This window comes from Pseudomonas piscis (assembly GCF_009380155.1).
Lineage (GTDB): Bacteria > Pseudomonadota > Gammaproteobacteria > Pseudomonadales > Pseudomonadaceae > Aquipseudomonas > Aquipseudomonas piscis.
Map to the genome: position 1 here is coordinate 216,691 of NZ_WHUV01000003.1, position 11,805 is coordinate 228,495.

Below are 11,805 nucleotides of genomic sequence, written 5' to 3' on the forward strand. Positions count from 1 at the left end.
TGCTCCTGCCAAGGATGAAGCATGCGGTTTCCCTCTGTGGTGTTGCTCGGCCTGACCCTGGGCCTGGGCGGTTGCACCTTCGTCTCGACCCTCAAGGCCACTACCGTCAGTTATCGCGTTCCGGCGGATGCCGGTGACACTGCATTGATCCGCATCGTGTCCCAGGGCTCGGTCCGTGGCGTGCCATACAGCGATTGCATCGACTGGCGCAAGCCGGGCTCGGGCGTGATGGTCAAGCCGCATCGCGGCATCGCCAATCCCAAGTTCCGCAGCCTGGGCATTCCCATGAGCGCCGAGACCGACCGCATGCGGCGCCAGGAAGGGTTTGGCGCCAACGAACTCAAGCTCCCGGCCAATCGTCCCTTCGCCCTGATGTTCTACAACAGCGAACCCGGGCAGCTGGAGAATTTCCGCGCCGTCTGTGAGCAGAGCGTGAGCTTCGTGCCTGAGGCTGGCGCGACCTACCAGCTGGTGTTCCTGCAGGACCAGCAATGCACCGCGCTGCTGCGCAAGATCGATGAGCAGGGGCGGATGCAGGCCGAGCCTGTAGGGCTGCACTCCAGCGACTACTGCAGCCCCGATGCTCGGATCAGAGATCGCTGATAGGGGGTTCAGCCTGGGTAGTGCTGGCAGATTTCCTTCCAGATATAGCCACCGCTGTAGCGGATCCAGCGGATATACAGATGATCGACAAAGGCTTGCCAGCGGCTGTTGCGACGTCGCTGCAGGCTTTCTTCGATATCCGCCAGGAGCGAGGTGCGCTCGAAACCCATCCAGATTTCCGGGATCACCGCCATCAGGTTGACGTAGCACACCGGCGCCACCTCGCAGTAGAGGATGCGCTCGATCTCGGCCCGCTCGTAGGCCTGGGTCTGCCGGGCGATGTAGGCATAGTCCACCTGGTTGTCGACGAAGGCATCCGACAGCACATAGCGGATCTCGTCCAACTGTTCCTGGGTAATGGGGTTGCTAGGCATGGTCGAATGGACTCAGGAGCGCTGGTAGGGCAAGCCGAAGGGCACCCCGTTCAGGGTGTGGGTACAGCAGGGGCAGTCGGGGCTCATGTGCGCTGCGCGCAGTTGCGGATCGACCATTTGCAGCAACCCCTGGGCGTTGACGTACAAGCCGCTGAAGAAACTGAAGTGGCCGATGCGCACGTAATCCTCGCGTTCATGCTCATGCCGGGCTACCAGCCAGAACACCGGCTCCTCACGGTCCAGGCGGCTCTTGGCCTCACTGAACACCGAATCCCAGGGTTCGCCCACCCGGCTGAGCAGGAAGCGAAACAGCGGCGTGTAGTCCAGCCCCAGGCGCAGCCCGGAATGCATGCTGCCGCGCTGCTGCTCTTCCTTGGCGGCCAGGGCCTTGCTGTGGCGCTGCCGGGCATAGGCCGGATGGATCTTGTGGTGCACGCCGTGGGTCCGCGTGTTGACCTTGCGATACAGCGGTTGTTTTTCCATCGGGCGGGTCCTTCCTGGTTGCCGGCGAATGGCGATTCTATCTTGGCGCGATCATCCGCGTCGGCTCGCGTCCGTTGGCATTGTGCTGGTAGATGGCCGCTGGCTGGCCCTGGTCGTCGAAGAACACCTGGCCCAGTCCGGAAGAGTTCCACAACCGTTCACCGGCCTTGGCATGCTCGGGCACATGGGGGATGACCTTCATGCGCCGGCGCCTGGTGAACCAGTTCAACGGCGAGCGTGGTGAGTAGAGCCAGCGGTTGAGGCGGTCGAACCAGTCCAGCAGGGTTGCGGGAAATTCATTCTTGATGCCGCTGCTGGTGACCTGCCAGATCCGCGGGCCGCCCTGGCGGTGGCGGATCAGCACTTCGTAGACGAAGGAGTAGTGCACATCGCCGGAGAGGATCACGTAGCTGCCCGGGGTGCGTGAGTGGCGGAAGATATTGAGGATCACCTGGGCCGAACCGCGATGGGCCATCCAGTTTTCCGCGTCCACCAGCAGCGGGTAGCCACACCAGCTGAAGACCTTCTGCACGGTTTCGATCAGCTTGACGCCGAAGATCGGCGCCGGCGAAACGATGATCGCCGAAGGGTGGTCCAGCAGTTCGTGTTGCAGTTCGCTCAAGGCTTCCCAGTCCAGCAGGCCCGAAGGCTGGCCCAGGCTGAACTCGCTGCGCCAGCGCCGGGTACGGGTGTCCAGCACCACCAGGGCCGGGGTGCTGGGCAGTACGTATTGCCACTGGGCAAAGCGCAGCAGTTGCTCGAGCAACGGGTCGTGCAGTCGTCGGTCCAGTCGCCGGTTGCCTTGCGCGCTGGCGCTCAGGGCCTGGGTCTGCTCCAGCAATGCCGGGAAGGCGTCAGGGTTGTTGCCCCAGCCCTGGCACAGCATGTAGGCCAGCAGGGCATTGCCGATGATGCGCTTGGAGAAGGGATGGCCGTAGGCGGTTTCTTCCCATTGGGCGCTGAGGTTCCAGTCGTCGGTGATGTCGTGGTCGTCGAAGATCATCAGGCACGACAGGTGGGCGAAGACCCGCGCCGCGCCGTCCAGGCCGGCGACGAAGGCCTCGATATGCCGCTGCTCCCTGGCATAGCGCGCCTGGTGTTGCGGGCTCAGTTGCGGCATCTGGGGCGCGATCAGGCTCCAGGGCACCGGCGACCAGGCCAGCAGGTACATGGCCAGCACTTCGGCGAAGGTCACCAGGTGATTGTCGGCGCTGCTGCTGGTGAAGATCGGCTTCTTCACCCCGCCGAAGAACCGCTCGCGCAGGGTCTCGTTGCTCTTGAGCGCGGGGAGCAGTTCGGCTCGCTGGTAGTAGCTGGCGTGGTGGCAGTAGAGCGCTTGGCTGTCGTCCACCACGGCGCCTTCGAGTTGTTCGTCGAACAGGCCCAGGCGCTCGATCAGGGCATGGATGGCCCGCAACATGGGGCCGGCCACATCGTCGGCGTAGATCTGGTCGCCGCTCATCAGCAGCAGCGCGGGTCGGTCCTTGGTCGCCGGTTTTTGCGCCAGCAGGCGGTCGGCGCATAACAGGCCGTCGGGGGCCGGGTGATGGGGTTTGCGGCAGGAACCGTGGAGCAGGTTGTCGATGCGGTTATGCAGTACGAATTCGGCCCGTCGGGCATTGCCATAAAGCAAGTGGGGCGCCCAAGCGGCCATGCCCTGGAGGCTGTGCTGCGCATCGCTGAGCAGCAGGTCATAGGCGACCGGCACGTCCTCGGGCAGGGCGGCGTCCAGGCTCACGTCGATCAGGTGGATGTAGGCATCGCGGCCCACGGCGATGACCTGGCACTGGTGTTCATCCAGGGTCAATTCCTGTACGGCAGCGCCTTCGGCCTGCAGTTGCAGGGTCAGGGACAAAGGCTGCGAGCCCACCAGCCACAACACCAGCCGGCTCGGTTCCAGGCGGCGCAACAGCGGGCCGGCGAGTACGGGAGGCGGGGTGTCGAGGGCGTGGGACAAGGGCATGCGCGCGGATGCTCGGGGCCAGAAAAGGGGCGCCATGGTAGCGTAGCCAATGTCACAGAAACGTTGCCTGGCGGCGCCGTCCCCAGGCATTTGTATCCAGTTATTTACTGGCCGTGGCCATCATCACCCCGAAGCCCAAGAAGGTGATCCCCGACAGTCTGCCGGCGATCCGTGCCCCGCGCCGGCCCTGCCATGGCCCAGGGCGTTGGACAGGATCAGCACCACCCCGGGACCGGGGCTGAGGATGGTCAGGGTCGCCAGCAGCAGGAACATTTCGTAACTCACCAAGGGCACTCCGGGCTTGGACGATGAAAGAGCGCCGCCGCGCCGGAATCAGGCACAAGGGTGATTGGCCTGGCTGCTTCAGCGGTCGTTCTGGCGCGCCGGCAGCTGCGGCAGGTTGAGCGCAGCGTCCTGCTGGATCTGGGCCTGCATCCAGTCGATGAACACCAGGGCCTCGGGCGCGGCGTCGCGGGCCAAGGCGTAGTAATAGTGGGTCAGGGGCTGGCGCAACTCTGGCAACGGGCAGACCAGCCGACCGCTGGCCAGGTCCTTGGCCAGTAGCGAGGCGGGACACAGGCTCAAGCCGAGGCCGTCGACGCAGGCCTGGAGCACGAAGTGCATATGGTCAAAATGCAGGGTCGGCGGGTTGCGCAGCGGCTTGAGCCGGCAGTGCTCGAGCCATTTCGACCAATCGCCGAGCCGGGTGCGGCTGACCAGCAGGGTATGGCGTACCAGGTCCTTGGGGCTGTGCAAGGGGGTGTCCTGCAAGAGCGCGGGGGCGGCCACCACCAGGATTTCGTCGTCCAGCAGGCGTTGCGGTTGCAGCGCTGCCGCCCACCCCGAGCGCCCACGGCGGATTACCAGGTCGAAGGTTTCCCGCGCCGGGTCGGGGGGCAGGGTGCTGGTCACCACTTCCGGATGGATCTGCGGGTACTGCGCCATGAACTGCGGCAGGCGCGGAATCAGCCAACGCACGGCGAAGGACGGTCGCACGTTGATGGTCACCTTGCGCAGCGCCGCACCCTGGCGCAGGGCGGCGGCGGCCTGGGCGATCTGGGTCAGGGCCACGCTGACCTGTTCGTAGAAGGCCTGTCCGGCCGGGGTGAGGACCGACTGGCGGATGCGGCGCTCGAACAGCAGCACGCCCAGGTGTTCTTCCAGCAACTTGATATGTCGGCTGATGGCGCTGTGGCTCACGTGCAACTCATCCGCCGCGCGGCTGAAGCTTTCGTGGCGGGCGGCCGCGGCAAAGGCGCGGACCGCGTTCAGGGGGGGCAGGTCGCTGATCATGTGTCTAATTTAGTTACCTATACGGCGCAAATAAAGCGTTTGTCAGCGCAGGTCACGGGCGGCACGCTGCGTCGGGTTCACGATCTGCCGGTTTGCCTGACATGCCCGATACTTCGCTTTGCCGCACCGATCAAGACTCTGCCCGTTGCGCCAGCATCCTCGGCCTGTGCCTGCCTGGTGATGTCCTGCTGTACCTGTTGCTGCCCATGCAGCACGAAGCCTTCGGTGTGACCCTGGCCGAGGCCGGCTTGCTGCTGGCTGCCAACCGCCTGGTGCGGATCTTCGGCTACGGCCAAGTGATGCGTTTCTATGCTCGGCACGGCGACCGCCCGGTGTGCGTGCTGGCCGCTGCGACCGCCGCGTTGTGCGCTCTGGGCTACGCCACGCTGTCGGGCTTCTGGTGGTTGTTGCTGCTGCGCCTGGGCTGGGGCCTGAGTTACGCCGCCCTCAACCTCTCGACCCAGGTCATGGCCACCGCCGAGCCCACGGGCGCCGCCCGCCGCACCGGCCGCTCCCGCGCGCTGATCGCCACCGGGCCGATGCTGGCCTTGCCCATCGGTGCACTGGTCAGCGTCGAATACGGCCCGCGGGTGATCTTCGGGCTCATGGTCCTGACCTCGCTGCTCGCCATGCTGCTGGCCTTCGGCCTGCCTGGCAGGCCTCACCCACTGGCGAATTCCGGCCGGCGCTTGCAACGTCCCGACAGCGTGGCGCTGTGGTCCTTCATCGAAGGCCTGGTGCTGGACGGGCTGTTCATCATTGGCTTGTCGTTGCAGGCTGAACAACTAATGGCCGGCAACGCGCTGCTGGTGGCGGGTGCGCTGTTGGCCCTGCGCTATGTCTCGGAAATGCTCCTCAGCCCGTTGGGCGGCATCGCCGCGCAACGCTTTGGCGCGACGCGGATGCTGATCGTCTTCTCGTTGCTGACCTGCGCGGCCCTGGTGGGGTTCGGTTGCCACTGGCTGATTGTCGGCGGCGCCCTGGTATTGATACTGCGGGCTCTGCAACTGCCGCTGGTAGTAACGGTGGTGGCCCAGCGACACCCGGGCGCGGGACGAGTGCGAGCCCTGGCGGCCAATGCGGTATGGCGGGATATCGGCGCCGGGCTCGGCCCACTGATTGCCGGCATGCTGCTGCCGGTGGCCTCCACGGTGTGGGTGTATTCGCTGGCGGCAGTGTGCCTGGCGCTGAGTGCGTTGGCGTGCCGGAAGTCCGATGCAAACCTCTGAATCTAAGCCGCAAGCCGCAAGCCGCAAGCTGCAAGCTGCAAGCTGCAAGCGACAAGCTTTAATCTTGAAGCTTGTCGCTTGCAGCTGTCTTTACGCCTGTTTGTCGTCGCCGCGTTCGATGCTCTGGGGCTGGCCCTGTTCGATGACCCAGCGCAGCAGGTCGGTGACCGAAACCCGATGCTTGCGCTCCACCCATTCCATGCCTTGGGGGCTGTAGTGTTCGCTGTAGCGGGTCAGCACCAGGTGGTTCTGGTCCTCGGACAGGCGCAGGCTGACCTCGCGGCAATGCAGGCTGGCGTCGTCGAGCTTGGTCACTCGCTGCAGCAGCGTCAGGGCCGGTTGGGTGAGGCAGGGTTCGGGCAGTTCTTCGCGGATGGCTGGGGCGGGCGCCGAGGTGTTCTTGATCAGGTGCATGGTCGGCTGTTCTCCAGTAGGGGGAGGCCGATGCTGGCAGCCGAACCTTGCGCAAAGATGTCTGCTTTATTGCAGCGTTGCAGGTTTGTTACCGGGTTGAAATATATGACGCGACGCGGCGAATGGTTTTAGATAACGCTCCTTTCCAGTTGAAGTGAACCCGCCGGTGAGCCGTCTCTTGATCGTGGACGACGACGTCGAAGTCCTCGCCCTGCTGAAGAAATTCTTTGTCCAACAGAGCTACGAGGTCAGCGTGGCCACCGATGGCGCCGGGTTGTGGGCGGCCTTGGAGCGGGACGTGCCGGATTTGATCATCCTCGACCTGATGCTCCCCGGCGACAACGGCCTGACCCTGTGCCAGCGCCTGCGGCTGCAACATGCCACGCCGGTGATCATGCTCACGGCCATGGGCGAGCTGAGCGACCGGGTGGTGGGCCTGGAGATGGGCGCCGACGATTACCTGGGCAAACCCTTCGATGCCCGCGAACTACTGGCGCGGGTGCGTGCGGTGTTGCGTCGCTCCGGCGAGAGCCGGCCGCTGGCCGGAGAGGTGCCACGGCCGTTGATCCGCTTCGCCGACTGGCAACTGGACCTGACCCGGCGCGAACTGCGTTCGCCGGACCAGGTGATGATCCCGCTGTCGGCGGGGGAGTTCGACTTGCTGCTGGTGTTCGTCGAGCATCCGCAGCGCATCCTCACCCGCGAGCAGTTGCTCGACCTGGCCCGGGGCCACGCCCATGACGCCTTCGACCGCAGCATCGATGTCCAGGTCAGCCGCCTGCGGCGCAAGCTGGAGTTCGACACCAAGCGCCCGGCGATGATCCGCACGGTGCGCAACGGCGGTTACCTGTTCACCCCCAGCGTGACCCGCCAGTGAAGGCGCTCAAGCCGCTATGGCGCTATCGGCTGCGCGATACGGTGGCGCGCTGGATCGCCCTGACCATCATCATGGCCATGCTCACGGCCCTGGCCTTCAATGCGTTGTTCGTGCAGTTGGCCGGGGTTTGGGCCTATCCGTCCCTGGAAGAGTCGGGAATCCTGGAGAACTCGGCGTCCATCGTGCTGATGATCGAGGCCTCGGAGCCGGGCCAGCGTGCACGGCTGGCGGCAGCGGTCAGCCATGAGTATTCCAGCGTGGTCTGGCAGCCGACTCGCGAGGCTTTCAATCTGCCGGTCGTCGAGGACTCTGAGTACGTGGGAGAGGGCATCCGCCAGGCGCTGGAACCGCCTACGCGGCGCATGGAGGCCTACATGCCCAGCGACTGGCCGGGGCCCAATGGCCGTTACGCGCTATTGGTGCAGTTGACCGATCAATCCTGGCTGATGTTCTCCTCGACATCCCGCAGTTGGGGGCTGGATGAGAGCACCCGCAACTTGATCGTCATCGCCCTGGTGCTGGTGTCCACCGGACTGGTGGCGTGGATCGCCACCCGCCGCCTGGCCAGGCCGTTGCAGCAATTCGCCCAGGGCGCACGACGCTTTGCCCTGGATTTTCACGCGCCACCCATCGAGCCGGTGGGCCCTCACGAGATCCGCCAGGCGATCCTGGCGTTCAACGCCATGCAGGCGCAGTTGCAGCATTTCATCAAGGACCGTACGCAGATGCTCGCAGCCATTTCCCATGACCTGCGCACGCCCTTGACCCGCATGCGCCTGCGCGGTGAGTTCATCGAGGATGCCGACCAGCAGCAACGGCTGTTCCGCGACGTGGACGAGATGCAGGCCATGATCAACTCGGCACTGGAATTCTTTCGCGACGATGCACGCCTGGAGCAGGCGACCCAGTTCGACCTGGCCGAACTGCTGCAGACCCTGGTGGACGATTATCGCGACCAGGGCCTGGAAATCACCTTCAGCGGCCCGTCGCGCCTGGTGTATGGCGGCAGGCCACTGGGGCTCAAGCGGGTGATGACCAACCTGCTGGACAACGCCCTCAAGTACGGCGTCGAGCCGGCCATCGTGCTGGAGCAGGGGGCTGAGCAGGTGCGGGTGCGAGTTTTGGATCGTGGCCCGGGCATTGCGCCCGAGGCGTTGGAGCAGGTGTTCGAACCGTTCTTCCGCCTGGAGACGTCACGCAACAAGAGCACCGGCGGCGTTGGCCTGGGCCTGTCGGCGGCCCGGGCCATCGTGCGTGAGCATGGCGGCAGCTTGCGCCTGTTCAACCGCGATGGCGGCGGGCTCGAAGCCCGGGTGGAACTGCCGCTGTAACCCTTGTACCTGGGCGGTTCTGGTAGCCGCTGTCGAACCTGCGAGGCTGCGTACGGGCGCGTAGCGGCCGTTGTGGTTGAAGGCCCTGCGGGCCTTGTCGCAGTCTCGCGTCGCTCGACAGCGGCTACAGGTGTCGTGGGTCAGGACCAGTCGAAGCAGAACAGCACCAGGCCTTCAACCGGTTCGTAGAACATCACGATCAGGTCGGCGCCGCGGATGCCGTAGTTGTAGGCCGGTACCCCCAGGACGTGCTGGAAGCGGCGGCCCGCGGGGCTCAGGGGCCAGACGTCGATGTCGCCGCTGTCATCCTCGGCTTCGACCACGTCCATGGGGAACTCCACGGTTTCCACCCAGTTGCCATAACCTTCGGCCACGCCACCGACTTCCTCGATGAAGTTGAGCTTCTGCCCGTTGTCCCGGGGCCAGGTCAGGTGCCCGAGCTCCTGGTAGCGCAGACGGGCGGCCTGGTAGTCGGCGCGTTGTTCGCTGTAGTGCTGTTCCAGGTCGGCGCGGGCGTTGTGCTCGGGGTCGGCCAGGTGGGCGTTGTCCGGGTGCAGGAAGAAGTAGCGCGGATCACCGCACAGGCGATAGCGCCCGTCCTCGATCTTGAAACCGATCCAGTTGGTCTTCAGCAAGTCGCTGCCAAAGCCCTGGCCCTCGGTGAACATGCCGACCAGGCCGCCGCTGGGTTCGATGGGGTTGAGCAGGTGCAGGCGAGCGGACCATTCGGGGTTGATCAGGCTGGCATCGAAGGACAGCAGCGGCAGCAGGTGTTCGGCCAGCTCTTGCTGGTCGGCGACGAACAGGTCGCGGGCGTCTGGGTAGGCCACGGCGCCAGCCGGCAGCTGGTTGAATTCCGGGGTCGGGATAGTGGGCATGGAGCATCCTTGGTATCGGGCGATTAACGTGCGCAAGTCACTGCGCGATTCAGGAAGAACAAGAGGCAAGCGGTCGAGCAGGGTCGATGGTTGCCGGATGATCGGGTGCGACGCAGGGCCCGGGCGCTGGTGGCCGGGAGCAGTCGGGTGGTAGCGAATGGCCTGCCGCGCGCAAGGCTTGCGGGGCGGGCGAAACAGCGAGCGCCAGGGGGCGCGGGTATCGGAGGGTGTTGCTGGGCATCCATGTCCAAGTCCGGTCTGTGCAATACGCGGTCATTGCCGGGGCCGGCAATTTAACACCTGGCGAGGGCCCGGGCCAGGCGCACCGCGACACGGGTCCTGAGGCCCGTGTGCAGCGCGCGAGGATGACCTTAGAACGACAGTGCGGGGCCTGTGGTGTCGATGTCCGCCGCCAGCTGGCCGGGGCGCTCATCTTCTTCCAGCCCCCGCGAGGCGCGACCCACCAGCAGCGGATCGGGAGCGTGGGCGACCTTGGGATCCTTGCCCGGGTAGTCCAGCTCGTGCAGGAAGTGGCGGATGCAGTTGATCCGGGCGCGTTTCTTGTCGTCGGACTTGATCACTGTCCACGGTGCGTCGGCGGTGTCGGTGTGGAAGAACATCGCCTGCTTGGCGCCGGTGTATTCGTCCCATTTGTCCAGGGACTTGATATCGATGGGCGAGAGTTTCCAGTGCTTGAGCGGGTCGTCGCGGCGCGAGATGAAGCGTCGCAGTTGCTCTTCGCGATTGACCGAGAACCAGAACTTGAACAGCAGGATGCCGCTGTTGCACAGCATGCGTTCCAGTTCCGGAGTCTGGCGCATGAACTCCAGGTATTGCAGGGGCGAGCAGAATTCCATGACCCGCTCGACGCCGGCGCGGTTGTACCAGGAGCGGTCGAAGAAGACCATTTCCCCCGCCGTCGGCAGGTGCTGGATGTAGCGCTGGAAGTACCACTGGCCCTTTTCCTGCTCGGAGGGTTTTTCCAGGGCGACGATCCGCGCGCCGCGGGGGTTCAGGTGCTCCATGAAGCGCTTGATGGTGCCACCCTTACCCGCGGCGTCGCGGCCTTCGAACAGCACCACGATGCGTTGCCCGGTTTCCTTGACCCAGTTTTGCACCTTGAGCAATTCGATCTGCAACTCGTGCTTGGCCTTCTCGTACTCGGCGCGGCGCATGCGGTTGCGGTAGGGATAATTGCCCGGCAGCTTGGCCGAGACGCTGTCTTCGTTGGAGCCACGAGGCGCGCTGGCGATCTGCAGGGCCATGGGGTTCTGTTCGAGATCGACCTCGATGGCCTTCACTGCCGCAGCCTTGGTGGGTGTGCTGCGCGGGCGGCGGGTGCGGGGTGTGGCGGGCTTGCGTGCCGGAGGCTTGGCGGGGCTGGTTGCGCTGGTCTTGGGCAGCACTTCAGGGAGGGGAAGTGCGCGGGAATCTTCACTCATGGCGGGGGCCTGCGGATCTTGTTCAAAGGGGTAGCGACCAGTGTAGGGAGCGCAAAGCACCGCTCGTTGACTTCCATCAAGGTTGTGCTCGGGAGATGGCGCTAGGCGCTGGGGCAAATGCGGAAGCAGTTCCTGCTGATACAGCGTTCGGGCGGGGAATCCAATGCAAATGCCGCCCCGTTCGGGGTGGTCTCTGGAACTTGCAAAGGATGCTGAATCATGGATATCCGATCCCTTGTCTATTCATCCCGCCCCCGGTTGGCGTACCGGCTGTGGAGGCTGTTGCTGTGGTTGGGGCTGAGTGCGGCGGCGCAATCGGCGCTGGCGATCAACGTGGCCTTCGATGCCTCGTGTTCGACCCAGGCCGATCGCACCGCGGTGAGCAACGCGGTGGCGGTGGCCACTACCTGGTCCAATGATGCCTACAACCGGGTCAACAACAACGAAGCGGTCTTTCGTCGTAACGGCGACCCGGTCTATCAGACATGGTTCGGCGTCTTCAGCCAGGATCGTTATCAGCGAGTGCGTGCGGTACTCGACGGGGTGCGCTTCAAGCTCAACAGCGGCAATACCCTGACGGCCCGTTGCCGGACCAACCCCGTCGATCCCTGCGACAGCGCAGATGTTATCGCGGCGACCTACGTCAATGCCCGCGGGGACATCGAAGCCTGGTTCTGCACGGCGTTCTTCGCCTTGCCGCCACGGGTGGGCTTCGATACCCAGGCCGGTAGCGTGGTGCATGAGCTGACCCACTCGATCGGCCACACCGCCGATATCCCGGGTGGCTATGGACCGGTGGGCGCGCGTGATCTGGCGACCGATCACCCGGGCCAGGCAGTGGAAAACGCCGATAACTACGAATATTACGAGGAACAGATGTACGACTGACCAGGGCTGGTCGGGGAACGCGTCCACGCC

At 64.9% G+C, this 11,805-nt stretch carries 12 protein-coding genes and 1 pseudogene; 5 read left to right on the plus strand and 8 right to left on the minus strand.

Going from position 1 to position 11,805, the window contains the following annotated elements:
* The first annotated feature begins 21 nt into the window (after positions 1-21).
* A complete protein-coding gene (locus GDH07_RS17850) occupies positions 22-603 on the plus strand; it encodes a hypothetical protein (RefSeq protein WP_068588876.1) in 582 nt (193 codons plus the stop codon).
* 8 nt (positions 604-611) lie between these two features.
* Here GDH07_RS17850 and GDH07_RS17855 read toward each other — a convergent pair whose 3' ends face one another.
* The 5 genes and pseudogenes from GDH07_RS17855 to gcvA form a co-directional block, all read right to left on the minus strand.
* Complete coding sequence (locus GDH07_RS17855; RefSeq protein WP_031320450.1) at positions 612-977, minus strand: DUF7079 family protein; 366 nt, start codon at positions 975-977, stop codon at positions 612-614.
* Positions 978-989: 12 nt separating this feature from the next.
* Positions 990-1,460, minus strand: coding sequence for a hypothetical protein (locus tag GDH07_RS17860; RefSeq protein WP_152898426.1), 471 nt, complete (start codon positions 1,458-1,460; stop codon positions 990-992).
* Positions 1,461-1,497: 37 nt separating this feature from the next.
* Positions 1,498-3,423 carry an alkaline phosphatase D family protein gene (locus GDH07_RS17865; RefSeq protein WP_152898427.1) on the minus strand — a complete coding sequence of 642 codons (1,926 nt, stop codon included), beginning with the start codon at positions 3,421-3,423 and terminating at the stop codon, positions 1,498-1,500.
* A gap of 177 nt (positions 3,424-3,600) precedes the next feature.
* Positions 3,601-3,711, minus strand: a pseudogene (locus GDH07_RS17870) (LysE family translocator); the annotation flags it as partial.
* 75 nt (positions 3,712-3,786) lie between these two features.
* The gene (gcvA, locus tag GDH07_RS17875; RefSeq protein ID WP_152898428.1) at positions 3,787-4,716 is read right to left on the minus strand and encodes a transcriptional regulator GcvA; all 930 of its coding nucleotides are present in this window, start codon (positions 4,714-4,716) and stop codon (positions 3,787-3,789) included.
* 101 nt (positions 4,717-4,817) lie between these two features.
* Here gcvA and GDH07_RS17880 point away from each other — a divergent pair, with 101 nt between their 5' ends.
* Positions 4,818-5,945 carry an MFS transporter gene (locus tag GDH07_RS17880; RefSeq protein WP_152898429.1) on the plus strand — a complete coding sequence of 376 codons (1,128 nt, stop codon included), beginning with the start codon at positions 4,818-4,820 and terminating at the stop codon, positions 5,943-5,945.
* A 90-nt stretch (positions 5,946-6,035) separates the two neighbouring features.
* On the opposite strand, the gene GDH07_RS17885 is transcribed toward GDH07_RS17880, so the two are convergent.
* On the minus strand, positions 6,036-6,359 hold the full coding sequence (locus GDH07_RS17885) for a hypothetical protein (RefSeq protein ID WP_053131820.1): 324 nt from the start codon (positions 6,357-6,359) through the stop codon (positions 6,036-6,038).
* 166 nt (positions 6,360-6,525) lie between these two features.
* On the opposite strand from GDH07_RS17885, the gene GDH07_RS17890 reads away from it, so the two are divergent.
* Both GDH07_RS17890 and GDH07_RS17895 read left to right on the plus strand, forming a co-directional pair.
* Positions 6,526-7,236, plus strand: coding sequence for a response regulator (locus tag GDH07_RS17890; RefSeq protein ID WP_343038280.1), 711 nt, complete (start codon positions 6,526-6,528; stop codon positions 7,234-7,236).
* Positions 7,233-8,567 carry an ATP-binding protein gene (locus tag GDH07_RS17895; RefSeq protein WP_343038281.1) on the plus strand — a complete coding sequence of 445 codons (1,335 nt, stop codon included), beginning with the start codon at positions 7,233-7,235 and terminating at the stop codon, positions 8,565-8,567. The genes GDH07_RS17890 and GDH07_RS17895 overlap by 4 nt, the downstream gene beginning before the upstream one ends.
* Before the next feature lie 140 nt (positions 8,568-8,707).
* Here the strand turns inward: GDH07_RS17895 and GDH07_RS17900 are convergent, their stop codons facing one another.
* Both GDH07_RS17900 and ppk2 read right to left on the minus strand, forming a co-directional pair.
* Positions 8,708-9,445, minus strand: coding sequence for a hypothetical protein (locus tag GDH07_RS17900; protein ID WP_152898430.1), 738 nt, complete (start codon positions 9,443-9,445; stop codon positions 8,708-8,710).
* A gap of 371 nt (positions 9,446-9,816) precedes the next feature.
* A complete protein-coding gene (gene ppk2 / locus GDH07_RS17905; RefSeq protein WP_164485063.1) occupies positions 9,817-10,710 on the minus strand; it encodes a polyphosphate kinase 2 in 894 nt (297 codons plus the stop codon).
* Between the two features lie 396 nt (positions 10,711-11,106).
* On the opposite strand from ppk2, the gene GDH07_RS17910 reads away from it, so the two are divergent.
* Positions 11,107-11,775 (plus strand): M35 family metallo-endopeptidase, encoded by a 669-nt coding sequence (locus tag GDH07_RS17910; protein ID WP_152898432.1) that lies wholly within the window; start codon positions 11,107-11,109, stop codon positions 11,773-11,775.
* Positions 11,776-11,805 lie beyond the last annotated feature (30 nt).